21 protein-coding genes are annotated in these 26,760 nt (G+C 73.2%); 7 read left to right on the plus strand and 14 right to left on the minus strand.

Annotated features, from left to right (window positions below):
* Positions 1-75 precede the first annotated feature (75 nt).
* Positions 76-1,569, minus strand: a complete 1,494-nt coding sequence (gene gatB / locus ABD352_RS18220) for an Asp-tRNA(Asn)/Glu-tRNA(Gln) amidotransferase subunit GatB (RefSeq protein ID WP_344613591.1) — start codon at positions 1,567-1,569, stop codon at positions 76-78.
* A gap of 79 nt (positions 1,570-1,648) precedes the next feature.
* Between gatB and ABD352_RS18225 the strand changes: the two genes are divergently transcribed.
* Positions 1,649-1,825, plus strand: coding sequence for a DUF4236 domain-containing protein (locus ABD352_RS18225; RefSeq protein WP_344613592.1), 177 nt, complete (start codon positions 1,649-1,651; stop codon positions 1,823-1,825).
* A gap of 14 nt (positions 1,826-1,839) precedes the next feature.
* Here ABD352_RS18225 and gatA read toward each other — a convergent pair whose 3' ends face one another.
* The 10 genes from gatA to ABD352_RS18275 form a co-directional block, all read right to left on the minus strand.
* On the minus strand, positions 1,840-3,315 hold the full coding sequence (gene gatA, locus ABD352_RS18230) for an Asp-tRNA(Asn)/Glu-tRNA(Gln) amidotransferase subunit GatA (RefSeq protein ID WP_344613593.1): 1,476 nt from the start codon (positions 3,313-3,315) through the stop codon (positions 1,840-1,842).
* Between the two features lie 3 nt (positions 3,316-3,318).
* Complete coding sequence (gene gatC, locus ABD352_RS18235; RefSeq protein WP_344613594.1) at positions 3,319-3,618, minus strand: Asp-tRNA(Asn)/Glu-tRNA(Gln) amidotransferase subunit GatC; 300 nt, start codon at positions 3,616-3,618, stop codon at positions 3,319-3,321.
* A 67-nt stretch (positions 3,619-3,685) separates the two neighbouring features.
* Entirely contained in the window at positions 3,686-5,755 is a 2,070-nt protein-coding gene (locus ABD352_RS18240) for a putative bifunctional diguanylate cyclase/phosphodiesterase (RefSeq protein WP_344613595.1), read from the minus strand.
* A gap of 297 nt (positions 5,756-6,052) precedes the next feature.
* Positions 6,053-8,149: an NAD-dependent DNA ligase LigA gene (gene ligA, locus ABD352_RS18245; protein ID WP_344613596.1), complete on the minus strand. Its 2,097-nt coding sequence runs from the start codon at positions 8,147-8,149 to the stop codon at positions 6,053-6,055.
* Between the two features lie 174 nt (positions 8,150-8,323).
* A complete protein-coding gene (locus ABD352_RS18250; RefSeq protein WP_344613597.1) occupies positions 8,324-9,295 on the minus strand; it encodes a uroporphyrinogen decarboxylase/cobalamine-independent methonine synthase family protein in 972 nt (323 codons plus the stop codon).
* A 13-nt stretch (positions 9,296-9,308) separates the two neighbouring features.
* Complete coding sequence (mnmA, locus tag ABD352_RS18255) at positions 9,309-10,382, minus strand: tRNA 2-thiouridine(34) synthase MnmA (RefSeq protein WP_344613598.1); 1,074 nt, start codon at positions 10,380-10,382, stop codon at positions 9,309-9,311.
* A 395-nt stretch (positions 10,383-10,777) separates the two neighbouring features.
* Positions 10,778-11,731, minus strand: a complete 954-nt coding sequence (locus tag ABD352_RS18260; protein ID WP_344613599.1) for a chitosanase — start codon at positions 11,729-11,731, stop codon at positions 10,778-10,780.
* Positions 11,732-14,398 carry a bifunctional polysaccharide deacetylase/glycosyltransferase family 2 protein gene (locus ABD352_RS18265; RefSeq protein WP_344613600.1) on the minus strand — a complete coding sequence of 889 codons (2,667 nt, stop codon included), beginning with the start codon at positions 14,396-14,398 and terminating at the stop codon, positions 11,732-11,734.
* Positions 14,395-15,099, minus strand: a complete 705-nt coding sequence (locus ABD352_RS18270; RefSeq protein ID WP_344613601.1) for a hypothetical protein — start codon at positions 15,097-15,099, stop codon at positions 14,395-14,397. The genes ABD352_RS18265 and ABD352_RS18270 overlap by 4 nt, the downstream gene beginning before the upstream one ends.
* Positions 15,100-15,718: 619 nt before the next feature.
* Positions 15,719-16,882: a cysteine desulfurase family protein gene (locus ABD352_RS18275; RefSeq protein ID WP_344613602.1), complete on the minus strand. Its 1,164-nt coding sequence runs from the start codon at positions 16,880-16,882 to the stop codon at positions 15,719-15,721.
* A gap of 444 nt (positions 16,883-17,326) precedes the next feature.
* On the opposite strand from ABD352_RS18275, the gene ABD352_RS57645 reads away from it, so the two are divergent.
* Both ABD352_RS57645 and ABD352_RS18290 read left to right on the plus strand, forming a co-directional pair.
* On the plus strand, positions 17,327-19,045 hold the full coding sequence (locus ABD352_RS57645) for an RNA polymerase sigma factor (protein ID WP_425553564.1): 1,719 nt from the start codon (positions 17,327-17,329) through the stop codon (positions 19,043-19,045).
* On the plus strand, positions 18,999-20,324 hold the full coding sequence (locus ABD352_RS18290; protein ID WP_344613603.1) for an anti-sigma factor domain-containing protein: 1,326 nt from the start codon (positions 18,999-19,001) through the stop codon (positions 20,322-20,324). Before ABD352_RS57645 ends, ABD352_RS18290 begins: the two co-directional genes overlap by 47 nt.
* Before the next feature lie 84 nt (positions 20,325-20,408).
* Here ABD352_RS18290 and ABD352_RS18295 read toward each other — a convergent pair whose 3' ends face one another.
* Complete coding sequence (locus ABD352_RS18295) at positions 20,409-21,365, minus strand: electron transfer flavoprotein subunit alpha/FixB family protein (RefSeq protein WP_344613604.1); 957 nt, start codon at positions 21,363-21,365, stop codon at positions 20,409-20,411.
* A 15-nt stretch (positions 21,366-21,380) separates the two neighbouring features.
* Positions 21,381-22,160, minus strand: a complete 780-nt coding sequence (locus ABD352_RS18300; RefSeq protein ID WP_344613605.1) for an electron transfer flavoprotein subunit beta/FixA family protein — start codon at positions 22,158-22,160, stop codon at positions 21,381-21,383.
* A gap of 181 nt (positions 22,161-22,341) precedes the next feature.
* Between ABD352_RS18300 and ABD352_RS18305 the strand changes: the two genes are divergently transcribed.
* Positions 22,342-22,548, plus strand: a complete 207-nt coding sequence (locus ABD352_RS18305) for a hypothetical protein (protein ID WP_344613606.1) — start codon at positions 22,342-22,344, stop codon at positions 22,546-22,548.
* 41 nt (positions 22,549-22,589) lie between these two features.
* Here ABD352_RS18305 and ABD352_RS18310 read toward each other — a convergent pair whose 3' ends face one another.
* Complete coding sequence (locus ABD352_RS18310; RefSeq protein WP_344613607.1) at positions 22,590-25,163, minus strand: ABC transporter permease; 2,574 nt, start codon at positions 25,161-25,163, stop codon at positions 22,590-22,592.
* 38 nt (positions 25,164-25,201) lie between these two features.
* On the opposite strand from ABD352_RS18310, the gene ABD352_RS18315 reads away from it, so the two are divergent.
* From ABD352_RS18315 to ABD352_RS18325, 3 genes are read left to right on the plus strand one after another with little or no spacing between them, the layout of a single operon-like run.
* A complete protein-coding gene (locus ABD352_RS18315; RefSeq protein WP_344613628.1) occupies positions 25,202-25,567 on the plus strand; it encodes a YidH family protein in 366 nt (121 codons plus the stop codon).
* Positions 25,564-25,971, plus strand: a complete 408-nt coding sequence (locus ABD352_RS18320; protein WP_344613608.1) for a DUF202 domain-containing protein — start codon at positions 25,564-25,566, stop codon at positions 25,969-25,971. Before ABD352_RS18315 ends, ABD352_RS18320 begins: the two co-directional genes overlap by 4 nt.
* A 27-nt stretch (positions 25,972-25,998) precedes the next feature.
* The gene (locus ABD352_RS18325) at positions 25,999-26,358 is read left to right on the plus strand and encodes a PLDc N-terminal domain-containing protein (protein WP_344613609.1); all 360 of its coding nucleotides are present in this window, start codon (positions 25,999-26,001) and stop codon (positions 26,356-26,358) included.
* Positions 26,359-26,760 lie beyond the last annotated feature (402 nt).

Here is a 26,760-nt window from a genome sequence, read left to right on the forward strand (position 1 = left end):
TTAGGCAGGCCCCGGCCCGGTGTCTGACGGGAGCAACGGTCGTGCGTTGCGCGGACCGGAGTCCCGGAATTGCTCCTAGGACAGCCTGGCGATGATGAGTTCGCGCACCGTCTTCGCGTCCGCCTTGCCGCCGGTGGCCTTCATCACGGCGCCGACGAGCGCGCCCGCGGCCGCGACCTTGCCGTCGCGGATCTTGGCGGCGATGTCCGGGTTGGCGGCGATGGCCTCGTCGACGGCGGCGGTCAGGGCGCCCTCGTCGGAGACGACCTCGAGCCCCCGCGCGGCCACGACCTCCGACGGCGTGCCCTCGCCCGCGATGACGCCCTCGAGGACGACGCGGGCCAGCTTGTCGTTGATGCGGCCGGCGTCGACGAGGCCCTGCAGCTCCGCGACCGCGCCCGGGGTGACGCCCAGGGCATCGAGCTCGGTCTCGGTCTCGTTGGCGCGGCGGGCCAGCTCGCCCAGCCACCACTTGCGCGCGGTCGCGGCGGTGGCGCCGGCCTCGACGGTGGCGGCGATGAGGTCGACGGCGCCGGCGTTGAGGACCGACTGCATGTCGAGGTCGGAGAAGTCCCACTCCGACTGCAGGCGGGCGCGGCGCACGCGCGGCAGCTCCGGGAGGGCGGCCTTGAGCTCGGCGATCCACTCCGCGGACGGCGCGAGCGGGACGAGGTCGGGCTCGGGGAAGTAGCGGTAGTCGGTCGCGGTCTCCTTGCTGCGCCCGGACGTGGTCTCGCCGGTGTCCTCGTGGAAGTGCCGCGTCTCCTGGGTGATCGTGCCGCCCGACTCGAGCACACCGGCCTGGCGGATGATCTCGGAGCGCACGGCGCGCTCGACGCTGCGCAGCGAGTTGACGTTCTTGGTCTCGGTGCGGGTGCCCCAGTCCGCGCCCGGGCGGTTGAGCGAGGTGTTGACATCGCAGCGCATCGAGCCCTGCTCCATGCGCACGTCGGAGACGTCCAGGGTGCGGATGACGTCGCGCAGCTCGGTGACGTACGCGCGGGCCACCTCCGGCGCGCGGGCGCCCGTGCCGGGGACCGGCTTGGTGACGATCTCGACGAGCGGGATGCCGGCCCGGTTGTAGTCCACAAGGGACTCGGTGGCGCCGTGGATGCGCCCGGTCGCGCCGCCCACGTGCAGCGTCTTGCCGGTGTCCTCCTCCAGGTGCACGCGCTCGATGCCGATGCGCACCAGTTCGCCGTCCATCTCGACGTCGAGGTACCCGTCGACGCACAGCGGCTCGTCGTACTGGCTGATCTGGAAGTTCTTCGGCATGTCGGGGTAGAAGTAGTTCTTGCGGGCGAACCGGCCCCACGGCGCGATCGAGCAGTTCAGCGCGAGGCCGATGCGGATCGTGGCCTCGATCGCGGCGCGGTTGGCCACCGGCAGCGCGCCGGGCAGGCCGAGGCACACGGGGCAGACCTGAGTGTTGGGCTCGGCGCCGAACGCGGTCGGGCAGCCGCAGAACATCTTCGTGTTGGTGCCGAGTTCGACGTGCGTCTCCAGGCCGATGACCGGCTCGAACCGGTCCACCGCCTCCTCGTAGGACAACTCCGTAACGGTGCTCATTGTCTCTGTCCCGCTTTCAGCCTTGGTGTATCCACGCACGACATTGGGTATCTATCGCATACCTGGAGGGAGCGACGCCATGCCGGTGCAGTTTCGGAAGAACAAGAAGATCGGCCCGTTCATTTTCCACTTCACGCAGGAGGGCTTCTCCTCGTGGAGCTTCAAGCTGGGGCCCTGGTCCTGGAACTCGCGTAGCCGCAAGAACCGGGTGGACCTGCCCGGTCCGTTCTCCTGGCGGCAGGGCAGCCGGGGCTGAACGGACCGGGGGCCTCACAGCGCGGGTGGGGTGAGTGGCGGCAGCGCTGATTCCAGCGCGGCCGCCACCCGGTACATCCGGTCGTCGGCCATGGTCGGCGCCATGATCTGCAGGCCGACCGGCAGGCCCTCGGACAGCCCGGCCGGCACCGAGATGGCCGGCCCGCCGTAGAGGTTCGACGGGATCGTGTACAGGTCCGCGAGGTACATCTGGTACGGGTCGGACGTGCGGGAGCCCAGCGGGAACGCCACGAACGGCGTCGTGGGCGCGACGAGCACGTCGGCGGCCTCGAACGCGGCGGTGAAGTCGCGGGTGATGAGCGTGCGCACCTTCTGGGCCTGACCGTAGTAGGCGTCGTAGTAGCCGGCGGACAGCGCGTAGGTGCCGAGGATGATGCGCCGCTTGACCTCCGGGCCGAAGCCCGCGTCGCGGGTCAGCGACATGACCTCCTCGAGCGAGTGCTTGCCGTTGTCGCCGGTGCGCAGGCCGTAGCGCACGCCGTCGAAGCGGGCCAGGTTGGACGAGCACTCGCTGGGCGCGATCAGGTAGTACGCCGGCAGCGCGAACTTGAAGCTCGGGCAGGACACCTCGACGACCTCGGCGCCCAGCTTGACCAGCGCGTCGATCGACTCCCGGTAGGCCGCCGCGACGCCGGGCTCCGCGCCCTCGCCCGCGAACTCCTTCACCAGGCCGAGCCGCACGCCGGAGAGGTCGCCGGTCGCGCCGAGACGCGCGGCCGCGACTACGTCGGGCACCGGCTGCGGGATCGAGGTGCTGTCGCGCGGGTCGTGCCCGCCGATGACCGCGTGCAGCAGCGCCGCGTCCTCGACGGTGCGCGCGCAGGGGCCGGGCGTGTCCAGGGACGAGGAGAAGGCGATGAGGCCGTACCGCGAGGTGCCGCCGTAGGTCGGCTTGGCGCCCACGGTGCCGGTGACCGCGGCGGGCTGGCGGATCGACCCACCGGTGTCCGTGCCGATGGCCAGCGGGGCCTCGTACGCGGCCACGGCGGCCGCCGAGCCGCCGCCCGAGCCGCCGGGGATGCGCGTGGTGTCCCACGGGTTGTACGTCGGCCCGTAGGCCGAGTACTCCGTCGAGGAGCCCATCGCGAACTCGTCCATGTTGGTCTTGCCGACCATGACGAGGCCGGCCTCGCGCAGGCGGGTGGTGATCGTCGCGTCGTACGGCGGGCGCCAGCCCTCGAGGATCTTGGAGCCGGCGGTCGTCGGCACGCCGCGCGTGGTGATGACGTCCTTGACGCCGATCGGCACGCCGTCGAGCGGGCCGGCCGCCTCACCCTTCGCGAGGCGCGCATCGGCGGCGCGGGCGGCCTCCAGCGCGCCCTCGCGGTCGACGTGGAGGAAGGCGTGCACCTTGCCTTCGACGGCCTCGATGCGGTCCAGGTGCGCGGTCGCGACCTCGACGGCCGAGACCTCCTTGGCGGCCAGGCGGCGGCCCAGCTCGGCCGCGGAGAGCTTGATCAGTTCCGACATGGCTCAGGCCTCCTCGTCCAGGATCCGCGGGACGCGGAAGCGGTTCTCTTCGGCGTCGGGCGCGCCGGCGAGCGCGTCCTCGCGGGTCAGGCCCGGGACGACGACGTCGTCGCGGTACACGTTGGTGAGCGGCACCGAGTGGGAGGTCGGCGGGACGTCCGCCGCGGCGATCTCGCCCACCTGGGCGACGGCCTGCAGGATCACGTCGAGCTGCCCGGCGAAGGTGTCGAGCTCTTCATCGGTGACGGCAAGCCGCGCGAGGCGCGCGAGATGCGCCACCTCCTCGCGGGAAATCGTGGCCATCGGCGCGCTTCTCCTTCAGGTCGTCGGCTTCGACGCAGCGTGACATGCCGGCGTCGACCCGACGAGTCTATTTCGTGCTGATGACGGGGCGTGCGGCAGTCTTCGACAGCCAGTCGAGCAGGCGATCCGGCGGCATCGGCCGGGCGAAGTACCAGCCCTGGGCCAGGTCGCAGCCCGCCTCGACGAGCATCCGCCAGGTCCGCTCGTCCTCGACGCCCTCCGCGACGACGCGCAGGCCGAGCGCCCGCGCGAGGTCGATCATCGAGCGCACGATCGCCGCGTCGTCGGGGTCGGTGGCCACGCCGAGCACGAACGAGCGGTCGATCTTCACCTCGGCCAGCGGCAGCCGGCGCAGGTGCAGCATCGAGGAGTACCCGGTGCCGAAGTCGTCCAGCGCGATCGCGACCCCGAGCTTCTTCAGCCGCGCGAGCGTCGCGAGGACGCGGCGCGGGTCGGCCATCAGCGCGCTCTCGGTGATCTCCAGCTCCAGCCGCGACGCGTCCACGCCCGCCTGCTGCAGCCGCGCCGCGATCCGGTCGGCGATCTCGCCGGTGTGCAGGTCGCGCACGCTGACGTTCACCGCGACCCGCACGTGCTCGGTGGCGGGCGCGGTCGCGCGCCACGTGGCCAGCTGCCCGATCGCCTCGTCGATGACGCGCAGGGTCAGCAGGCGCATCACCGAGCTGTGCTCGGCGACCTTGATCAGCTCCTCGGGGTCGATCGGCCCGCGCTGCGGGTGGCGCCAGCGCAGCAGCGCCTCCACGCCCACCATCGCGCCCGTGGCCAGCTCGACCTGGGGCTGGTAGTACAGCTCGATGCCGCCGTCCGGGCCGGACTCCAGGGCCCGGCGCAGGTCGGCGAGCAGGCTGAGCCGCTCGGGGGTGTTGTGGTCGGACTCGGGGGCGTAGACGGCGAGGCTGTCGCCGCGGCCTTTCGCGTCGTACATCGCGACGTCGGCGTGCTGCATCAGCTCGGCGAAGTCGGTGCCGTGCTCGGGGTACACGGCCACGCCGACCGACGCGCCCACGTCGATCGGCAGCCCGTCCAGCAGCACCGGCTCGGCCAGCGCCGACATGATCTCGGCGGCGCAGCGCCGCGCGTCGGCGGTGTCGCGCAGGTGCGGTACCACCACGGCGAACTCGTCGCCGCCGAGCCGCCCGACCAGGTTGTCCGGCCCGGACGCGCGCGCCGCGGCAGTCAGCCGCTCGCCGACCTCGACCAGCAGCCGGTCCCCGACCCGGTGCCCGAGCGCGTCGTTGACCTGTTTGAAGCCGTCCAGGTCGAGCAGCAGCAGGGCGAGACGCCGCTCGGCCGCGCCGCCCGCGGCCCGCTCGGCGTGCTCGTGCAGCCGCACCGCGACCGCGCGCTCCAGCCCCTTGCGGTTGGCCAGCCCCGTCAGCGGGTCGAGCCGCCCCGCCCGGGCGCGCTCGCCGGCGAGGTTGGACATCCGCCGTACCGCGAACAGGGTCACCAGCGCCAGCGGCACCAGCCCCACGTTGACGTGCGCGGCGGCCACCAGCCCGGGCGCGGCCAGCAGCAGCGCCCCGGTCGACAGGGCGTCGGTGACCATCGCCCGCGCGAAGTCGGCCCGCCAGCGACCCCCGAACCGCAGCCACACCGCCGTGGAGACCAGCAGGTTGCTCACCACGAACCAGGCGACCGCGGCGGCCAGCACCCACAGCAGACCGGGCCCGGCCAGCAGCGTGTGCGCGTCGCCGCGCGGCCACTGCATGATCAGGGCGCCCGCCACCAGGAACGACAGCATGTACTGCGCCGCGTTGAACGCCGCCCGCCAGAGCGCGTGCTTGAGCCACAGCGCCGCGACGATCACGGCCACGAGCTGCACCACGACCGCGGACGCGCAGCCGTACCCGATCAATATCGCGAACGTGAAGCACACCGACGGGAACATCGGCGTCGCCTCGTCGCGCATCCGCTGCACGAACGGCGGGGTGTCGGCCACCACGGCCAGCCCGGCGAACACCCAGAACACCGGGTCGTGCCGCCCCGGCAGGCCCTCGTGCAGGGTGCTGGCGACCAGCAGGAAGGCGGCCAGCCCGACGACGACCGCGAAGTACGCGAAGAACCGATGTCGATGCCGAGGCGGCGCGGTGTTACGCAGCGCGCTCTGCTCCATCCGGTCCCCGCTCTCTGCTTGGCGCGGCTCACCTGGCGGGCCGCACGACATCGTTCGGACGCTCAGGAAGCCTGCACCCAAACAGCTGGCGAAATCAGGAAAGGATGCCGAATCGATGCAGAAACGCCACCCTATTCAACCGACCGGGCGATGCCACTGTGGACAGATCAGCTTGAATATCCTTACCGCGTAACCGATTGCCGACGCAGCGTAGCGCACGCACATTGACGGCCGTCACCAACCCAGGTGGTAACGGCCGCGCACTTACTCGGTTACTCTCCGGATTATCCGGGTGCCTTACTCGGCCTCGGCGGGCCCCTCCGCCGGCTGCGCGGCTGCCCGTGCCGCGTCCGGTCCCTCGCGCAGCAGCACCTCGAACCCGGCCTCGTCCAGGATCGGCACCTTCAGCGTCGCCGCCTTCTCCGCCTTCGACCCGGGTGCCTCCCCCACCACCACGAAGTGCGTCTTCTTCGACACCGACCCGGAGACCTTCCCGCCGCGCGAGGTCACCGCCTCGGTCGCCTGGTCCCGCGAGTACCGCTCCAGCGACCCCGTCACCACCACGGTGATCCCCTCCAGCGGCCGCGGCCCGGTGTCGGTGCGCTCCTCCACCATCCGCACCCCGGCCCGCGCCCACCGCTCGACCCACTCCCGGTGCCAGTCCACCGCGAACCAGTCGTGGACCGCCTGCGCGATCGTCGGCCCCACGCCCTCGACCGCCACCAACTCCTCGGTTGAGGCGTTGGCGATCGCCTCCATCGAGCCGATCGAGTTGGCCAGCGCCTGCGCCGCGGTCGGACCGACGTGCCGGATCGACAGCGCGACCAGGACCCGCCACAGCGGCCGCTGCTTGACCTCCTCCAGGTTGGCCAGCAGGCTCAGTGCGTTGGAGCCCAGCGACCCGTTCTTGTTCACGAAGAAGGGCGACCGAGTGAGGCGCTCGGCGTCGACGTCGAACAGCTCGCTCTCGTTCGGGATCACCGACTCCAGCAGCGCGGCCGCGGCCTCCATCCCGAGCGCCTCGATGTCCAGGGCGCCGCGGGCGGCCAGGCCGAAGAGCCGCTCCCGCAGCTGGGCCTTGCAGTACTGCGTGTTGGGGCAACGGATGTCGACGTCGCTCTCCTTCTCGGGAGCCAGCGGCGTGCCGCACGCCGGGCACACCGAGGGCATCACGAACGGCCGCTCGGTCCCGTCGCGCCGGTCGGCCACCGGCCCGAGCACCTCGGGGATGACCTCGCCGGCCCGCCTGATCACGACCGTGTCGCCGATGAGCACGCCCTTGCGCACGACCTCCTGGGCGTTGTGCAGCGTCGCCTGCCGCACCGTCACCCCGCCCACGTACACCGGCTCCATCACCGCGAACGGCGTGACCCGCCCGGTGCGCCCGACGTTGACCTGCACGTCGATGAGCTTGGTCATCGCCTCTTCCGGCGGGTACTTGAACGCGATCGCCCACCGCGGGTCCTTGCTGGTCGAGCCGAGCCGGCGCTGGATCGACATCTGGTCGATCTTCACCACCACGCCGTCGATCTCGTGCTCCAGCTTGTGCCGCCGCTCGCCGTACTCCGCGATGTACTGCCTGACGCCCGCCACGTCGTCGAAGACCCGCCACCGCTGCGAGGTGGGCAGGCCCCAGGCGTGCATCAGCTCGTACGCCTCCGACTGGCTCACCGGGTTGAACCCCTCGCGGGCGCCGAACCCGTGCACCAGCATCCGCATCGGCCGTCCCGCCGTGATGTGCGGGTCCTTCTGCCGCAGGCTGCCGCTGGCGGCGTTGCGCGGGTTGGCGAACGGCCGCTCCCCCGCCGCCACCTGCGCGGCGTTGACCTCCTGGAAACCCTCCAGCGTGAAGAACACCTCGCCGCGCACCTCGAGCAGGTCGGGCACCTCGTCGCCGCGCAACACCTCGGGGATCTCGCGGATGGTGCGCGCATTCAGCGTGATGTCCTCGCCGGTGCGCCCGTCGCCGCGGGTGGCCGCCCGGGTGAGCCGCCCCTTCTCGTACGTCAGGTTGACCGCCAGCCCGTCGATCTTGAGCTCGCACAGGTAGCGCGGCGGGCTGCCCGCGTCCCGCGTCACCCGCTCGACCCAGGCGTCCAGCTCGGCCTCGTCGAGCGCGTTGTCCAGGCTGAGCATCCGCTCCCGGTGCGTGACGGCGGCGAAGTCGGTCGAGAACGTGCCGCCCACCCGCTGACTCGGCGAGTCCGGCGTGACCAGCGCCGGGAACTGCTCCTCCAGCGCCTCGAGCTCCCGCATCTGCCGGTCGTAGACCGAGTCGTCGACCGAGGGCGACTGGAGCACGTAGTAGCGGTACTGGTGCTCCTCGAGCTCGCGGGCCAGCTCGGCGTGCCGCTCACGCGCCTCGATCGTCGGTTCGGCTACTGCTTCGGTCATGGGGTGAACTTACCGCGAGGGTATGACAAAAAATCCGCTACTCGACCTCGTCGGCCTGCCGCTACTCGGCCTCGGCGGCCTGCCGCTACTCGGCCTCGGCGGCCTTGTCAGCCGGCCACTGCCCGACCTCGCCGACCTCGCCGACCGGCCGCTACCCGACCTCGTCGGCTGGCGCTACTCGGCCTCGTCGGTCAGCCGGCGGCCGGCCTCTCGGACGGCGGTCAGCGCCGCCTTCGCCTTGGCCGTCGACGGCAGGCCGCACGGCGGGGTCACGACCACCTGCTCCGCCATCGACTTCAGCGGGAAGCCCAGCTTGCGCCACAGGTCCCGCACCTGCCCGGCCAGGTCCTTCGAGTCCCGCCCGGACACGCCCGCGAAGAGCCCCAGCCCGGCGTCCAGCTGCTCGCCGAGAGTGTCCAGGTCGCGTACCAGCGACAGGTCGAGCGCCACCGCGCGGGCGCCCGCCTCGCGCAGCAGCTCCAGCGGCACCGACGGCGCGCAGCAGTGCACGACGACGTCCACCCCGGCCGCGGCCACGACCCCCGACAGCGCCGCCCGCGCGACCGCGGGGTCAACCGACCGCAGCGTCCCGAACCCGCTCTCGGTCGGCACCCGACCGGCCAGCACCGCCGGCAGCGACGGCTCGTCCAGCTGCAGCAGCACCGTCGCGTGCGGCAGCCGCGCCCGCACGTCGGCGACGTGGGCCCGTACCCCGTCGGCCAGCGACGCCGCCAGGTCGCGGCAGGCGCCCGGGTCGCGCAGCACCTGCCCGCCGATCGGCAGCCCGAGCGAGGCGGCCAGCGTCCACGGCCCGGGCACCTGCACCTTGAACACGCCGGCGTACTCGCCCGCCTGCTCCGTCATCGTGTCCAGGTCGCGTTCCAGCAGGTCGAGCGCGACGCGCAGGTCGTGGCCGGGCCGGGCGGCCATGCGCCACCGCGCGGCGTACAGCTCGATCGGCAGCTCCACGAGGAACGTGCCCCCGCGCCCGATCATGTCCGCGCCGGGCCCCCGCGCGGGCAGTTCGGGCAGGTGCGGCAGGTCGGGCAGCTCGCCCAGCACGATGCGCTGCGCCTCGGCGATGTCGGTGCCGGGCATGGAGCCGATGCCGGTCGCCGATCCGACCGGCCAGGGAAACGAGGTCACAACCGCTCCGTAGTCAGGAGGTCTCGGCGATCGTCGCCGAGCCCAGCACGATGTCGCCGTCCGGCGACGGCTCGTAGCACACGATCGCCTGCCCGGTCGCGATCCCGCGCGCCGGGCGCCCGAGCGTGGCGACCAGCCGCCCGTCCGCGAGCCGCACGGACGCGGGCACCGTCTCGCCGTGCGCGCGCATCTGCACCTCGCACGCGATGTCGCCGCCCCCGGGCCCGTGCCACACGGTCCGCTCCCCCACCACGGCCGCCACGTCCAGCGCCGCCGCCGGCCCGACCGTCACCGTGTTGGTCACCGGCGTGATCGACAGGACGTAGCGGGGGGTGCGGTCCGGCGCGGACACCCGCAGGTCGAGCCCGCGGCGCTGGCCCACCGTGTACGCGTACGCCCCCTCGTGCTGCCCGATGACCGTCCCGGTGGTGGCGTCGACGATGTCGCCGGGCGCGCGGCCGAGCCGCTCCGCGAGGAAGCGCTTGGTGTCGCCGTCGGCGATGAAGCAGATGTCGTGGCTGTCGGGCTTGTCCGCCACGGCCAGCCCGCGCTCGGCCGCCTCCGCGCGCACCTGCGCCTTGGTCGAGTCACCGAGCGGGAACATCGCCCGGTCCAGCTGCGCCCGCGTCAGCACGGCCAGCACGTACGACTGGTCCTTGCCCAGGTCCACGCTGCGCCGCAGCAGCCCGTCGGAGCCCAGCCGCGCGTGGTGGCCGGTGACCACCGCGTCGAACCCGAGCGCGACCGCGCGGTCCAGCACCGCCGCGAACTTGATCTTCTCGTTGCACCGCAGGCACGGGTTCGGCGTCCGCCCCGCCGCGTACTCCGCCACGAAGTCGTCCACCACGTCCTCGTGGAACTGCTCGGCCATGTCCCAGACGTAGAACGGGATCCCGATGACGTCCGCGGCCCGGCGCGCGTCGCGGGCGTCCTCGAGCGTGCAGCAGCCGCGCGCGCCCGTGCGGTAGGTCTGCGGGTTGCGCGCCAGCGCGAGGTGTACGCCGGTCACGTCGTGGCCGGCCGCCACCGCACGCGCGGCCGCCACCGCCGAGTCGACCCCACCGGACATCGCCGCCAGCACTCTCACGCCCACAAGCCTACCGGCGAGCCGGGGCGGCGCTCCCGCGCGCGGTCACGTGCGGGCTGGTCTGGGCCGGTGCTTCTTCCGGCGGGCTGTCGCCGCGCCCGCCTATCGTCCGCCGTGCCCGCCTTTTGCCCGCCGTGCCCGCCGCAGCGTCGCTCCCCGGTGCCGGGCCCGCCGAGCACGGACGCGCGGCGGTACCCGCACGCACTGCCGCCTGCGGTCGGCCGGGCGCCGGGACGGACGTGTGGACGCGAGGCCACCCGGACGCGGTCTCGCATCCACACCGCCCGGACGCGGTCTCGCGTCCACACGGTGAGGCTGCCCGGACGCGGTTTCCCGATCCGGGCGGCCGATGCAAGCGGTCCGGCGCGTGCCTGACGTGCCGGCGCGCCCTCGCGTCAGGCCGCGATGTCGTACGTGTCGCCGTACACCCGCCAGTGCAGCGGCGGGTCCAGGTCGAAGTTGCGCGCCGCCAGGAACACCCGCTGGGCGTCGTTGACGCGGCTGTCGTCGTCGTGCCCGCGCTCGCTCTCCATCAGGTCCACCCGAGCGTCCAGGAACGCCTCCAGGTACGCGGCCTCGTCGCCCCCGCGCGCGGGCGGCGGGGCCTTGGCGGCGGCCGCGCGGCGCAGCTTGGCCAGCCCGTTGGCGCCGTGCATGACGATCGCGTCGTAGTACGCGAACTGCCCCAGCACCCGCAGGCCGTCCTGCTTGGCCTGGCTGAGCGCCGGGTTGAAGTACATCCGATCGCGCTCGGCGTCCTGCGCCGCCCGGAAGGCCGGATCGGCCGCGGCCGCGCGCCAGTCGCTGGTGAAGTTCGGGTCGAGGCCGGCGTGCGAGGCACTGCCGTTGACCCGCTTGAGCGCCGGCAGGTAGGCCGCCAGCCGGTTGCCGGGCACCGCCCTCGTGTACCGCTCGACGACGGCCCGCATGTCACCGGTACCGCTGCAGAACCCCACGACGCCGCCCGTGTACCCGCGGCCGTCGTGGATGTCCTCGATATAGGCGTACTGCGCGGTCCAGTCCAGCGTCGAGTTCTCCGCGCTGGACACCAGCCGCATCGCGATGTCCTTCTTCTGCGGGTCGGAGAGGTCGCCGGCGACCTGCCGGTTCGGCCCCACCCGCACGGATCGCCTGCCGTCCGGGCTCGGCGCGACCGACACGCCCGCGCCGGCCCCGGCGCTCCCGGGCTCGCTCGGCGCCGGCGAGGCGTGCACCGCCGTCTGCTCGGCCGCATCCGCATCCGCACCCGCGCCGTCCCTGCCCCCGCGCACGGTCAGCGAGGCCAGCGCCAGTGACGCCACGATGAACACCGCCACCGCCAGGGGGCGGCGCAACGATCTGTGTCCCACTCAGGACCCCTCGCCCTCGGACTCGGCGGCGCTGGACGAGCGCAGCAGCCTCGTGCGCGACACGGCGTACAGCACCGCGGTGTGCTCCGACACCCGATGCTCGGGCGCGGAGGCGTGCGGTACCTGCGCCACCCCGCGTCGTGGCGGGTCGGCCGGCGCCGTGCCGCCCGCACCCTCACCCGGGCCGGCCGCACGCACGTCCGCGGGAGGCCAAGCACCGGCCGATCGCAGCGCGTCCGCGGGTGGCCAGGCACCGGCCGCCCCGAACGCATCCGTGCCCGCAGGCGGCCGGCTGCCCAGCCTGGCCGTGCCCGCGCGGGTGCGCGGCCAGCCGTCCGCCGGCGCGCCCGCGCCCACGGATGTCCAACCGTCCACCGGCTCATCGGCGCCGAACCTGCCGCCGCCCACGGGCGCGCCCGCGTCGTCGCGCCCGAGCTCGGACGCGCCACCCTGCGCGGCGACCGGCTCGGATACGGAGACGCCACTCGGCGCGGACGCAGGCGGGGAGCCGGCCGACAGCATGGTCGCGACCGGCGCACTCGACCCGGCCGAGCCGGCCCGGTGCAGCTTGTGCCAGCGCAACCGCGCCCCGGTCAGCGCAGTGCCCATCGACTGGATCAGCACGATGTACATCAGCTGCCGGTACACGAACTGCTGCAACGGCAGCACCCACAGCGGCCGCAGCTTCTCCTTGTCCAGGCGGAACGCCACCACCGCGGTCAGCACCTGCATGCCGAACATCGCCAGCCACGCGAAGGTGGTGATCTTCCAGCTGGAGAAGAACAGGCCGTACACGAGCAGGATGTCGATGAGCGGGGCCAGCAGCGGCAGCGCGATGCCGAAGAAGGCGATGAAGGGCAGCCCCACGCGCCCGAAACGGCCCGACGGACCCCGGTCGACGAGGGAGCGCCGGTGCTTCCACATCGCCTGCATGGTCCCGTAGCTCCAGCGGTACCGCTGCAGCCACAACTGCCGCAGGGTGCTCGGCGCCTCCGTCCACGCGCGGGCGCGCTCCTCGTACACCACCCGCCAGCCGGTCCGGCACAGCGCCATCGTCGCGTCGGTGTCCTCGGCCAGCGTGTCGTGGCTGATGCCGCCGATGTCGCGCAACGCCTGGCGGCGAAACGCCCCGATCGCGCCCGGGATCGTCGGCATGACCTGCAGCAGGTCGTAGAGGCGGCGGTCCAGGTTGAAGCCGATGACGTACTCGATGTGCTGCCACCGCGCGACGATGGAGCCCCGGTTGCCGACCTTCACGTTGCCCGCCACGGCGCCGACGGTCGGGTCGGCGAACGGCTGGACCAGGTGGCGTACCGAATCCGGCTCGAACACGGTGTCGCCGTCGACCATGACGATCAGGTCGTGCTTGGCCAGGGCGACCCCGACGTTGAGCGCGTTGGGCTTGCCGCCGTTGGGGATGCGCACGACGCGCACGTTGGGCAGCCCCATGGCCTCCACGAGCTCGGCCGTGCCGTCCGTGGAGCCGTCGTCGACGACCACCACCTCGATGCCGCCGGGGTGGTCACCGCCCGCGAGGGAGCGCACCGCGGCCTCGATGCCCTCCTTCTCGTTGTAGGCGGGCACGATGACCGACACCGGCTCCACCACCGGCGGCCCCCACCGCCACGTCTTCGACCGCCGCTTCCGCGCGTGCCGGCCGGCGAGGAGGAACAGCGCGAGCGTGCGCCCGATCGTCAGGACCCCAACGATCAGGAAGAGCACCCGCAGCAGCTCCATGATCCAGTCGGCCACGGACACCGCCGTCACGAGCGCGAGGGCGCGGCGCTTGTCGGCCGAGGTGGCCGGCGCGTCCACGGCGATGTCGCTGCCGGCGAGGGCCTTGGCCAGGCCGCCGGAGACTGTCGTGAAGGTGTACCCACGCTGCTGCATCATCGGGATGAACCGGTCGAGGGCCTCGACCGTCTGCGCGCGGTCGCCGCCCGCGTCGTGCATGAGCACGATCGAGCCCTTGTCGCCCTCGGGCGTCGCGCCGCGCACGATCGCGTCCACGCCCGGGCGGCTCCAGTCACGGCTGTCCGTGTCGGTCATCACCGAGAGGTAGCCGAGCTGCCCCGCCTCCTGGACCAGCGGCCAGTTGGCGTCGTCGATGGCGTTGGCGCTGGACGAGTACGGCAGGCGCAGCAGTGCCGACTTGCGCCCGGTCGCGCGGATGACGGCGAGCTGGGTCTGCGAGTACTCCAGCTCGCGCTGCCACTGCGACAGGTTGTCCAGGCGCGGATGCGTGAAGCTGTGGATGCCGATCTCGTCGCCCCCGCGCGCGAGTTCGGCGACGATGTCCGCGTGCCGGGTCACCTGCGTGCCCACCACGAAGAACGTCGCGTTGACGTTGTGCCGGCGCAGCACCTCGATGATGCGCGGCGTCCATTGCGGGTCGGGCCCGTCGTCGAACGTGAGCGCGATGGTCTTGGCCGGCAGCGTGTACGAGTGCACCGCACCGTTGCGCGTGTCGATGATCGGCCCGCCGTCGATGACCGACTGGGGCACGCGGGTCTGACGACCGGCGCCCTCGCTGTGGTCGGGGTGGAACTCGGCGTTCACGTACGCCTCGACGAACAACACGCCCGCGAGCATGCTCAGCAGGACCGTGCCGAAGACGAGGCGGGTGAACGAGAAGCGTTTCTTGGCGTCCTTCTTCCGATGGGTCACGCCGCTCCCAGGCTCGCGCTGGCGCTAGGGCTCGCGACAGTTCCGCCGGTTCCCGAAGTGGTACTGCCGGAGCTCACCCTCGGCGACACGCCCGGCTGCCCCGTGGTGGTCTCACCGACCTGATCGGTGCCGAGAGGGGGCGTGACGGCGCCGGAGGATGTCGTGCCCTCGGTCGGCCCGGCCGACGGCGGGGGCGACGACGGCCTCCCGCTCGGCTTGGTGCTCGGCGCCGGGGACTTCGACGGCTGCGCCGAGGGCGGGGCGTCGGTGCCCTCGGCGGCCGGCGTGGTCGTCGCGTCGCCGGCGGGCGCGGTCGTGGTGACGGGCGCCCCCGACGGCAAGGGCACGGCCTCGATCTGACTGGGCTTGTTATCGGTGATCTTCTTCGCCTGGGTGACCGGCGACTTCGCCGCCGGAGTGCCCTTCGCGCCCGGCTGCGTCACCGGCTGCTGCGGATCGAGCACGGGAAGGTTGTTCACGAGGTCAGGGAAGGGCAGCAGCTGCTGCGGTTCCAAAGGCCCACCGGCAAGGCTGGTGGCAACCAGCGCCCCGTAGACGAGCGTGGCCGCCCCGAGCACACCGAATATGACGCGCATTCGCTTTCCCCGACGACCGGTCGCATCGACGAAAACTGGTGAAGAAATGTCACCCATCTCGATGACTTCGGTGGAATCCTCGGCGGAAGGGGTTTCGACAGACACGGCTGAAACATAGGGTGAGCTGCTGACTTAAGCGGCAGGAAAGCCGTCAAAGAAAACCCGTAACCAAATTGCCGACCCGTCTAGCAGGCAATATTGAAGATGACACCCGAGAATTCACCCATACGGCTTCACCCCGATGACCGACCGCTTCCGGCGGTCCTCATCCGCACCTCACCTGCTCCTCGCCCTCACCCGAGCGGCCAATTCCGGCACTCCCGGAAGCCCGAGACCTGCCGCCTGCCGCGTCTGGGCGGTACTCGAGAGACGCGAGTCGAACCATGCAGCGGGCGGGTGGGTGCCGCGCCCGGACAAAGCTGATGGCCGCCCGTTGTAGCCGCGTCGCCGGAGCTGCCGAGAGTTCAAGCCGTGGCGCTCCGACGATTCGAGCACCGAAAGCGCAGGCAGCCGGGCTTGCAGGGCACGGGCACGGGCGCGGACGGACGCAGCCGGGCGCGGGGACGAGCCCGGGCGCGGACGCGGGCACGGACGCAGCCGGGCACGAGCCCGGGCGCGGACGCAGGCACGGACCCCGGCCAGGCGCGAGCACGGACCCCGGCCAGGCGCGAGCACGGACCCCGGCCGGGCGCGAGCACGGACGCGCGGGCGGCGCCGGCGCGGGTCAGCGGCTCTTGGTGGCGGCTCGGTGCGCCCGATCCACTGCGCCCGGGAGCGCCGCTACAAGCGCGTCCACGTCGGCCATGGTCGAGGTGTGGCCGAGGGTGAAGCGCAGCGAGGAGCGCGCCCGCGCGTCGTCGGCACCCATGGCGAGCAGCACGTGTGAGGGCTGGGCCACGCCGGCCGAGCACGCCGAACCCGTGGAGCACGCGATGTCCTGGGCGTCCAGGAGCAGCAGCAGGGCGTCGCCCTCGCAGCCGGGGAACGAGAAGTGGGCGTTGCCAGGCAGGCGGTCGTCGGGGTCGCCGTTGAGGATGGCATCCGGTACCGCCGCACAGACACGCTCGACCAGGGCGTCGCGCAGGCGGCTGATGCGCTCGGCGGACTCGCGCTGGGTCTTCACCGACAGCTCCAGGGCCACGGCGAAGGCCACGATGGCGGGCACGTCGAGGGTGCCGGAGCGCACGTCGCGCTCCTGGCCGCCGCCGTGGGCCAGCGGCGTGCAGTCGACCTCGCGGCCGAGCAGCAGCGCGCCCGCGCCGATCGGGCCGCCGAGCTTGTGGCCGCTCACGGTCAGGGCGGCCGCGCCGCTCGCCGCGAAGTCGACCGGCACCTGGCCGACGGCCTGCACCGCGTCGGTGTGGAACGGCACGCCCCCGCGCGCGGCGAGCGCGGCCAGCTCGGTGACCGGCTGCACGGTGCCGACCTCGTTGTTGGCCCACATGATCGTGGTCACCGCGACGTCGTCGCCGGCCAGGGCCTCGCCGAGGGCCTCCGGGTGGGCCCGCCCGAAGGCGTCGACGGGCAGCCAGGTGACCTCGGCGCCCTCGTGCCGCTCCAGCCAGGCCACGGAGTCCAGGACGGCGTGATGCTCCACCGAGCTCGCCACGACCCGGTTGCGGCGCGGATCGGCCGCCCTACGGGCCCAGAAGATGCCCTTGACGGCGAGGTTGTCGCTCTCGGTGCCGCCCGCGGTGAAGATCACCTCCGACGGCCGGGCCACCAGCGCGGCGGCGATCCGTTCCCTCGACTCCTCCACCCGCCGGCGCGCCTGGCGGCCGGGGGCGTGTAGCGACGAGGCGTTGCCGACATCCCGCGCGGTAGCGACGTAGGCGTCGAGCGCCTCCGGGATCATCGGCGTGGTAGCGGCGTGGTCGAGGTACGGCATCGCGCCCAAGCCTAACGGCCAGGCGCTCCTTACTCCTCCTCCGGTGCCACCGGGCGCCCGCGCTCGAACGCCCCGCCCCTACCCCAACGCAACGAAGCCGACACCATACGTGACGGGTGGTCATCGTCGAGCGAGGGTACCCGTACGCCATCGATCCCCAACAATCGAGGTAGCGCCCCCGATGCCCGGGATTCACGCTGCCCACACCGCACGGCCACGGTTACCGCCCGTGATGGTTGCCGGACACCGGGATCTGTTCCGCAATCTGAAGAATCGCGTGCGGGTGGTAAGGGGCACCACGGGGTGGAAGCAAGGTGTGGGAAGTCCACGACCCGCGCCCGCGCGAGCCCGGGAGCCGAATGCTGGTCCACGACAACCCGTACCCACCGACCTTCAGGACGTGCCCGTGCGATCGCAACCGCGGTATCCGAGCGGACGGCGCCGGTGAGCGCCGAGCAGCCGCACGGCAACCCCGGCGGCGACGCCACCCCCGACCCGCTGCGCCCCACCGCCGACCCGGCCGGCTCCCGCGAGCCTTCCCCCGGCGGCGAGACCGGTCCACGCGCGGCGTCGCGCCCCGGCACCGGGGACGACGGCCGCGACTCGACGCGCCCGGACGCCGCGGACGACAGCCACGAGCCGGCCCACGCCGATCCAACCGACAACGGCAACCCGCACGCCCGCCCGGACGCCGCGGACGACGGCCACGAGCCGGCCCACGCCGATCCAACCAACAACGGCAACCCGCACGCCCGCCCGGACGCCGCGGACGACGGCCACGAGCCGGCTCACGCCGACCGCACGGGCGACGGCAGCACGCCGACCGACCCGACCGACGACGGCAGAACACACGACCACCCGGACGACGGCGACACGTCGGCCCGACCGGACGGCGTACAGGACCCCGACGGGACGCCTCACGGCGACGGCTCGCGCGCGACACCGCGTGTCGGTGGGCCCGGTGGCGAGGACGAGGCCGGCGGGCCGTACGAGCCGGACGGCGGGCCGGGCGCGCACGTGCGGCTCGACGTGGACGGCAGAGACAACCTGGGCAAGCTGTTCCGGGCCGGGGACGAGCGGGCGCTGCGGGCGGCGTACGGGAGGTTCGGGCCGGCGGTGTTCCACCTCGCGCTGCGGGGCGTCGGCGGGGCGCCTGACGCCGCGGACATCACCCGAGCCACCTTCGTCGCGGCGTGGTTCGGGCGCGCGGAGCGCGACCCCGCGAGCGGCTCGATGCTGGGCTGGCTGCTCGGCATAGCCCGAAGCAAGATCGCCGAACGCGTCCGCGCGGGCGCGCTGGCCGAGTCCGCGGCCGAGTCGGTACGCCGCATGGCCGGCCTCGCCCGCAACCGCGCCGCCGAGCCGCTTCCCGGCCGGATGTCCGAGCCGGCCCCTGGCCGGGAGACCGGGCCGGCTTCCGGCCGGGCAGCCGAACCTCCTTCGGATAGGACTGTCGAAACGTCTCCCGAGCGGGCCAGTGACACGCCGCCCGGCCGCGCTGGCGACACACCCCCCTCGCGGACCAGCGACACGTCTCCCGGCCGCGCTGGCAACACCTCCCCCACGTCCACGAGCGACACGTCTCCCGGCGACGCAGGCGACACACCTTCGGCGGAGCCGGGCGACACACCCACCGCGCGACCGAGCGACGCGCCTCCCACGCGGCCGAGCGACGCACCTCCCGCACGACCGGGCGACACATCTCCCACGCGACCGGGCGACGCACCTCCCGCACGGCCGGCCGACGCACCTCCCACGCGACCGGGCGACACCTCTCTCGGCCGCGCGGGCGCGGCCGAGGCGGATCAGGGGGCCGACGCGGCGGATCGAGCTGTGGACGTGGCCGTCGGCGGCGGTGCGTACGAGGCCGGTGCCGGGCGGGATACATCGGCGGGGCGGATCATCGACGCGCCGCCTGACCGGGTGATCGAGCGGCTGGTCCTGGCCGACGAGCTGGCCGCGCTTCCGGGCGAGCAGCGCCGCGCGCTCGAGCTGGCGTTCTACGACGGGCTGACGCACCCGCAGATCGCGGCGCTCGCCGGTCTGCCGCCAGACGTTGTGAAAAGCCACCTGCGGCAGGCGATGGACCGGCTGCGCGGCCGATTGGAGGTGGACGGTGCCACATCCGGAGCCCGAGCGGCTGGTACTCCAGGCGCTCGGTGAGGCAGCCCTCGACCGGGACGAGACCGGTCACCTCGAGGCGTGCGACCGGTGCCGCGGCGAGCTGGACTCGCTGCGCGACGTCGCCGGGCTCGGGCGGAACACGCAGCGGCTGCGGGAGCTTCCGCCGCCACCTGAGCACGTCTGGCAGCGCATCCGCGCGGAGCTGGCCGCATCCGGGCGCGATCAGCCGCCCCCGCCGGCTGATCCGCGCGCTGATCCGCGACCGGGCGGCCCGGACGCGTCCTCGGCGCTGCCCGAGCCGGTCACCGCGCCCCCGGGCGACGCGCGCTGGGCGACGCCACCCGGCGGCACCATCCCGCCTTCGCCTCCGCGCGACCCGATCGCGAGCGCACCTCCGGGCGACGCGGAGCCGTCCTGGGCCCTGCCGTCGAGCGATGCGGCCCGCACGACGTCCAGGGACTATCTGGGCCCGGGTGCGTCGGCGGCAGACGGTCTCATGGACGCCTGGGAGGCAGAGGACGCGTACGGAGCATCGGGCCTGGCTGACGCGCACGGCTTGGAACGCGCGGACGCGGCCGGCGAGAGCACGTCCACCGGCGCTGACCGCAATGCAGGCCCGGGCGCGTACCCGGGCGCAGGCACGACGGCAAACGCACGCTCGGGCGCCGGCACGACGGCAAACGCAGGCACGGGCGCCGGCACGACGGCAAACGCAGGCACGGGCACGGGCAAAAGCACGGGCACGGGCAACGGCACAGGGACGGACGCGGGCGCAGACGCGCCGATGGCAACGGGCCGGGCGCGTGAACGCGCCGACAAGGGCTTCACCGACGCCACGGGTCAACGCAACGCGCGGAGGCGCGGGCGCAAGGGAGTCATCGGGCTCGTCATCGCGGTCGCCGCGGCGGCCGGGGCCGGCGGGGCCGGGCTGGACGCGGTACTGGCCGCGCGGGACGACGGCACCGACTGCCGGACCCAGGACGCCCGGGTGCGGCTCGAAGTGGTCGGCGGCCCGTCGGGCAACGGCACCGGCTACGCGTGCGTACGAACGGTCGACGGCCAGCGCCGCGTCGTCGTGCGGGCCGACGGATTGGCCGTGCAGCGCGACGGCGACTACGAGGCGTGGCTGCTCGACGGCACCGGCCCCGGAGAGGGCGTGATGGCGCTCGGGAGGCTCGGACGCGGCCCGAGCCTGGCGTTGAGCGTGCCGGCGGTGATGGACCTCAAGCGGTACAACATCGTGGACATCTCGATCGAGCCGCACGACGGCGCGCCCGGGCACTCCGGACGCAGCGTGCTGCGCGGGCGCCTACCCTGAATGCCCTGAATGCCCCAAATACCCTGAAACAGCACAACGGCGCCGGCCACGGAGGGCGGGCGCCGTTGCGGTGCAGCGGGACTACTACTTGCGCTTGCGGATCTCCTCGGCGGCCTGCGGAACGACCTTGAACAGGTCGCCGACGACGCCGAAGTCGGCCAGCTCGAAGATCGGGGCCTCGGGGTCCTTGTTGACCGCGACGATGGTCTTCGAGGTCTGCATGCCGGCGCGGTGCTGGATGGCGCCGGAGATGCCGAGGGCGACGTACAGCTGCGGGGACACGGTCTTGCCCGTCTGCCCGACCTGGAACTGGTGCGGGTAGAAGCCGGAGTCGACGGCCGCGCGGGAGGCGCCGACCGCGCCGCCGAGCAGGTCGGCGAGCTCCTCGACCAGCTTGAAGTTGTCCGCGCTGCCGACGCCGCGGCCACCGGAGACGACGACCGAGGCCTCGGCCAGCTCCGGGCGGGCGCCCTTCGCCTCGACCTTGCGCTCCACGACCTTCGCGAGCTTGTCTCGGTCCTCGACGGCGACCTCGAGCGCCTCGACGGCCGGGGTGGCCGGCGCGGGGGCCGGGGTGAGGGAGTTCGGGCGCACGGTCACGAGCGGCAGGCCCTTGGTGACCTTGGACTTCACGATCGTGGAGCCCGCGAAGACCATTTGGGTCGCGGTACCACTGGGATCCAGATCGACGACGTCCGTCAGGATGCCGTTGTCCAGCTTGACCGCGACCCGCGCGGCGATCTCCTTGCCCTCCTGGGAGGAGGCGAGCAGGACCGCCGACGGCGAGACGCGCTGGATCAGCGCGGCCAGGACGGTGGCCTTGGGCGCGACCAGGTACTCGTCGAGGTCGGCGCCGCCCGCGGCGTAGATCTTCGTCGCGCCGTACTCGCCGAGCTTCTCGGTGAGCGCGTCCGCGGAGCCGCCGAGGACGACGGCGGAGACGTCGCCGCCCAGGGCGCGGGCCAGGGTGAGCATCTCGAGCGTGACCTTCTTGACCCCGCCCTGCGAGGAGGCCTCGACTACGACCAGAACTTCAGCCATGGTTTCCGTCTCCCCTTACACGAACTTCTCGGAGGCGAGGTACTCGACGAGCTTCACGCCGCCGTCGTCGCCCGCGTCGACCTTGTTGCCGGCCTGGCGCGGCGGGCGCTTGCTGTGCTCGACCACGGCACTGGTCGAGCCGTCGGACCCGACCTCGCCGGCCGCGATGCCGAGATCGCCCAGCGACAGCGTCTGCAGCGGCTTCTTCTTGGCCGCCATGATGCCCTTGAAGGAGGGGTACCGCGGGTCGTTGATCGTGTCCCAGACGCTCACCAGCGCGGGCGTGGCGGCGGTGACGACCTCGTAGCCCTCGTCGGTCTGCCGCTCGATGGTGAGCTGCGAGCCCTCGACGGTGAGCTTCCGCGCGCCGGTGAGGGCGGCGATGCCGAGGCGCTCGGCGACCATGTGCGGCATGACCTGGACGCGCCCGTCGGTCGACTCGGCGCCGCAGATGACCAGGTCGGCGTTCTGCTGCGCGATGGCGGCGGCCAGCACCTTCGACGTGGTGACGGCGCACGAGCCGTGCAGCGCGTCGTCGACGACGTGGACGGCCGAGTCCGGGCCCATGGACAGCGCCTTGCGGATCGACTCGGTAGCGCGGTCCGGCCCGACGGTCAGGACGACGACCTCGCCGCCGTGCGCCTCCTGGAGGCGCAGGGCCTCCTCGATGGCGTACTCGTCCATCTCGTTGATCACATTGTTTGCCGACGCGCGGTCGACGGTGTTGTCGTCACTGCGCAGGTTGCGCTCCGCGCCGGAGTCCGGCACCTGCTTGACGAGTACGACGATCTTCATCGTGGTCCGAGGTCCTCCTGCTTGACAGTCACCGCGCCATCGCTGGCGACATGCGCCCCACGTTACGACTCGTCGCGAGCATTAACAGGTTCGCCTCCCAGATGTTACTGGGCAGTAGGTTCGCCGTGGCGGTGAAAAGCGTCACGAGAAGGGTGCACCCTTAGTCCGGGAGGGTCCGGATATGTCGGAAAATTCGATCATTTTGCAGCCGGAAGTCGCGGAGTCGGTCCGCCCGCTGTCGACCGCCATCGCCCTGCGTGCTGCGGAAAAGTTCACACACCGTCGGCGCGAGCCTCCGGACGATCACCTCTGCACGTGTGGCCACCCGCGCGAGGTCTGCGTCTCCGCCACCATCCGCACCCTGTGGCACTACGCCGACACCCCCTGATCTCGGCAAATCAGACCATATGTCGCCCCGGCGGCCGGGGGCTACTCCGCGGACATGGCAGCGGAGACGGACGTGCGGGTGGCGCGGCGAGCCGGCGGCAGGGCCGCGAACGCGGCGGCGAACGTCGCCAGCGCGGCATACAGGACGAGCTGGCCGACCGGGATGACGGGATGGCCGTGCCCGTACTGCCGGATGAGCCCGACGGCGGCGGCCGCGCCCGTCAGCACCCCCAGCAGCGTGCCCACGGTGGCGCCCACCGCCGACATCAGCACGGCCTCCAGGACCAGGGTCAAGCGCAGCTGCCGGCGCGACAGGCCCAGGGCGCGCAGCAGGGCCGACTCGCGGGTGCGCTCCAGCACCGACAGGGCCAGCGTGTTGGCGATGCCGGTCAGCGCGATCACGATCGACATGCCCAGGAGGGCCTGGAAGACCAGCAGCTGGCGGTCGAGCGTCTCGGTCAGCCTCTCCCGCCACTCGGCCTGGCTGGAGACCTGCAGGCGGGGCTCCTGCGCGACGGCGGCGTCGACCGCGGCCCGGGACGTCTCCGCGGGCACGCCCTCGGCCGCCTTGACCAGCACCGAGTCGGGACCGGCCGAGCCGAAGGCGGCGGCGTAGTCGGACCAGTCGACGAGGACCTCGCCGTCGGTGGGCGCGTCGTCGTACAGCGCGACCACGCGCAAGGACAGCTCGGCTCCCCCGGCCGAACGCTGGTGCAGGGTGACGGTCGAGCCGACCGTGGCGCCCACGGCGGCGGCGAAGGGGCCGCGCAAGGCGGCGGTGCCGGGCCCGAAGGCCGCGACCGAGCCGGACATGACCTCGGGCCGCAGCACGGTGGCCAAGGCGCCGGGCTCCATGGACCAGACCTCGGCGCGGCGTCCGGACACCTGGCCGCCACGGCTGCGGGCGCCCGCCACGGCGGCGAACTCCGGCCGGGTCCGCAGGGCGTCAAGGACCCCCGACGGTACGGCGGGAGCCTGCGCCCCGGCCACAAAGCCCCCGGTCACCACGTAGTCGACGGAGAAGTTCTCGTCCAGCTCACGCTCCGACTGGACCCGGGTGGTGGCCAGGAGCACGGCGAAGAGGCTCATCAGGGCCAGCCCGACGGCGAGCGCGCCGGTGGTGGCGGCGACCCGCTTCGGGTTGCGGCGGGCGCCCTGCACGGCCAGGCGCGCGGGGGCGCCGAAGAGGCGGGTGGGCAGCCAGCCGGCCCAGGCGGTGAGCCGGCCGATCACGAACGGGCCGGCGGCGACCGCGGCGCCGAAGAGCCCGACGGCGCCGAGGAAGACCACCGGCACGCCGAGAAACCCCGGCGCCCGGGTGCCGGCGGCGACGAACGCGGCGCCCACGGCGGCCAGCAGCCACGCCCCGGCCAGCCGGCGGGCGCGGTGGCCGGGCACGGCGGCCTCCAGCGGGGCGGCGGCCAGGGCGGCCATCGGCGGGACCCGGCTGGCCGTGAACGCGGGCAGCAGCGCGGCCAGCACGGTGGCGACGGTGCCCGCGACCAGGCCGATCACCATCGTGGACGGGCCGACCACGAGGCGGTCGATGCGCACCGCGTGGCCGAGCGCGTCGCGGCCGACGAGCAGCGCCCAGCCGACGGCGGCGCTGGCCAGCAGGCCGCCGGCCGAGGCGACCACGCCCACCACCAGGGCCTCGAGCACGACGGAGCCGAACAGCTGGCGGCGGGAGGCGCCGACGCAGCGCAGCAGCGCCAGCTCGCGCACCCGCTGGGCGACCAGGATGGCGAAGGTGTTGGCGATGACGAAGACGGACACGGCCAGGGCGACCAGGCCGAACGCGAAGAGCACGATCAGGAAGCCGTTGACGTACTTCGCGGCGGCCACGGCATAGGCCTGGCGCAGGGCGGCGCCGTCCAGCACGTGCGCGCCGCCGCCGAGGCTCCCGCGCACCCGCGCGGCCAGCTCGCCCTCGCCGACGCCGGGCGCGGCGGTCGCGACGATCTCGGCATACCCGGTGGCACCGGCGATGCCGCGCATGTCGCCGGGGGTCAGGGCGGCCACCGAGAGCCCCGCGAAGCGCTTGTTGGCGCCGAGGTCGAACGTGCCGACCAGGGTCAGGCCGACCGGCGCGGCCCCCGGCCCGACCACGGAGACCGGCGCGCCCACGCGGAAGCCGTACGTCTCCGCGGTGGTGGCGTCGATCGCGATCTCGCCGTCGCGCTCGGGCAGGCGGCCCGAGGACGTGTCGAACATCGACAGGGTCGCGTCCCCGGGGACCGACACGGCCCAGCCGGCCCGGCCGAAGTTGGCGATCAGGCGCCCCTGGGGGTCGAGCATCGACAGGCGCTCGGCCATGCGGCCGTCGGCGCGGGCCACGCCCGGCACGGCGCGCACCTTGTCCAGGTCGTCGAAGCCGAGGCGGCGGGTGGTCTCGGCGAAGCCGGAGGTGCGGTCGCCGAAGGGCATGCGGTCGGGCCCGACCGAGGCGTCCACGTTGCGGGCCGCTCGGGCAAGATCGTCGTAGAACGCGGCTCGGGCAGTGTCGCCGTACACGAGGGTGCCGGCAAGGAAGCCGACCCCGATCATGACGGCGACGGCGGTCAGCACAAGTCGTACCTTGTGTGCACGCAGTCCGGCGAGCGTTGTTCGGAGCACGAGGCGACTGTACTGAGGGGGTATGACGATTCATGTCCATGTGGTCGTCGGTGCGGCTCTGGTTCGATCCCGACGAGGTCCGCTCGGTCGGCAGCACGCCCGACTACCGGTTCTCGCTGGCCAACGAGCGCACGTTCCTGGCCTGGCTGCGCACCGCGCTCGCGCTGATCGGCGGCGGCCTCGCGGTCGCCCAGTTCCTGCCGGAGCACCGGCTACGCGGCGTTATCGCCATCTCACTGCTAGCGCTCGGCGGCCTGGTCGCGATCCGGGCGGTCGATCACTGGGCCCGCAGCGAGCGCGCGATGCGGCTGGGTGAGGCGCTGCCCCCGTCCCGCTTCCCGGCCATCCTCGCCCTCGTGGTCACCCTCGGCGCGGGCGCGCTGCTGATCGCGACGCTGCTGTGAGCGAAGAGCCAAACGCCTCCGAGCCTGGGAAACCCGGCAACGGTACGGCGGGCAGCCCCTCCGACCACACCGGACCCACGCGACCGGGCGGCGAGGCGGCACCCGATACGGCGCGAGAGCCGCCCCCGGGCGCCCAGGTCGAGCGCACCCAGCTGTCGTGGCGCCGCACCCTCGTCTCGTTCACCGCGGTAGCACTGCTGCTGGGGCGCCTGGCCGCGGTACACCTGGACCCCACCACCGCTGCATCCGCCCTCGCCGCCGTCGCGCTGATCTGGGCGGCCGCGGTGTGGCTCATCCTGCGCCGGGTCCGCGACGTCGCCACCCCCGTCGGGCGATCGCTGGCCGGCCTGGTCGCGCTCATTCTGCTGTACTGCGCCATGGCCACCCTGTTGCTGATGTCATGACCCCCTCCGCTGAGTCATGATGGCGCCATGGGACGCGCACTTCCCTTCTTGATCGTGCTGGTCGCCACGTTGATCGCACTGATCGACTGCCTGTCCTCAGAGCGTGAGGACATCCGCGGGCTGCCCCGGCCCGTCTGGTTCCTGGTGATCCTGCTGCTGCCGATCGTCGGCCCGGTCGCGTGGTTCTTCGCCGGCCGCCCGGTGTCGCTCGAGCAGCGCGCAGGGGTGGTCGCGGGCGGGCGCGGCCGTCGGCGGGTGACCGCGCCCGACGACGACCCCGAGTTCCTCCGCGGCATCGACACCGCCCAGTCCCGCCGCGACGCCGAGCTGCTGCGACGGTGGGAGGAAGACCTGAAACGCCGCGAGGACGACAACCCCGGCACTTGACCGGCTGACCGGCACCACCGCGACCCGGGCAGGCCTTCACCGGCCCAGGCGGGTCGTGAGCGCGCGCCGCGCGGGCGCGGGCAACAGGTGGCGCAGCCGGCAGGCGGGCAAGGCTGGGCGGTCAGGGCGAGCGCGGGCACACGCCGCGCAGCCTCAGTCGGCCGCGGGCCAGAGGCCAGTGCGTAGGCGGCGCCGAGGCGAGCAGCAGCGTTCGGCGCGCCCGGGCGGCCCGGGGGCGAGCCAAGGCGCCCGCAGACCGGGCTGGGCGAAACCGCGCTGAGAACGGCACTCCACAACCAGCGCGTCCGGGCGGCCCCGGAACGGGCCAAGCCGCCCCTCAGACCGGGCTGAGCGGAACCACGCTCAGGACGGCACCCCACAACCAGCGCGTCCGGGCGATCC

This window comes from Dactylosporangium salmoneum (genome assembly GCF_039532525.1).
GTDB lineage: Bacteria > Actinomycetota > Actinomycetes > Mycobacteriales > Micromonosporaceae > Dactylosporangium > Dactylosporangium salmoneum.

Coding starts and splice junctions, on each gene's coding strand:
- gatB (WP_344613591.1), bottom strand. CDS start 1,569: ATGAGCACCGTTACGGAGTTGTCCTACGAGGAGGCGGTGGACCGGTTC.
- ABD352_RS18225 (WP_344613592.1), top strand. CDS start 1,649: ATGCCGGTGCAGTTTCGGAAGAACAAGAAGATCGGCCCGTTCATTTTC.
- gatA (WP_344613593.1), bottom strand. CDS start 3,315: ATGTCGGAACTGATCAAGCTCTCCGCGGCCGAGCTGGGCCGCCGCCTG.
- gatC (WP_344613594.1), bottom strand. CDS start 3,618: ATGGCCACGATTTCCCGCGAGGAGGTGGCGCATCTCGCGCGCCTCGCG.
- ABD352_RS18240 (WP_344613595.1), bottom strand. CDS start 5,755: ATGGAGCAGAGCGCGCTGCGTAACACCGCGCCGCCTCGGCATCGACAT.
- ligA (WP_344613596.1), bottom strand. CDS start 8,149: ATGACCGAAGCAGTAGCCGAACCGACGATCGAGGCGCGTGAGCGGCAC.
- ABD352_RS18275 (WP_344613602.1), bottom strand. CDS start 16,882: ATGCCGTACCTCGACCACGCCGCTACCACGCCGATGATCCCGGAGGCG.
- ABD352_RS18295 (WP_344613604.1), bottom strand. CDS start 21,365: ATGGCTGAAGTTCTGGTCGTAGTCGAGGCCTCCTCGCAGGGCGGGGTC.
- ABD352_RS18300 (WP_344613605.1), bottom strand. CDS start 22,160: ATGAAGATCGTCGTACTCGTCAAGCAGGTGCCGGACTCCGGCGCGGAG.
- ABD352_RS18305 (WP_344613606.1), top strand. CDS start 22,342: ATGTCGGAAAATTCGATCATTTTGCAGCCGGAAGTCGCGGAGTCGGTC.
- ABD352_RS18315 (WP_344613628.1), top strand. CDS start 25,202: ATGTGGTCGTCGGTGCGGCTCTGGTTCGATCCCGACGAGGTCCGCTCG.
- ABD352_RS18325 (WP_344613609.1), top strand. CDS start 25,999: ATGGGACGCGCACTTCCCTTCTTGATCGTGCTGGTCGCCACGTTGATC.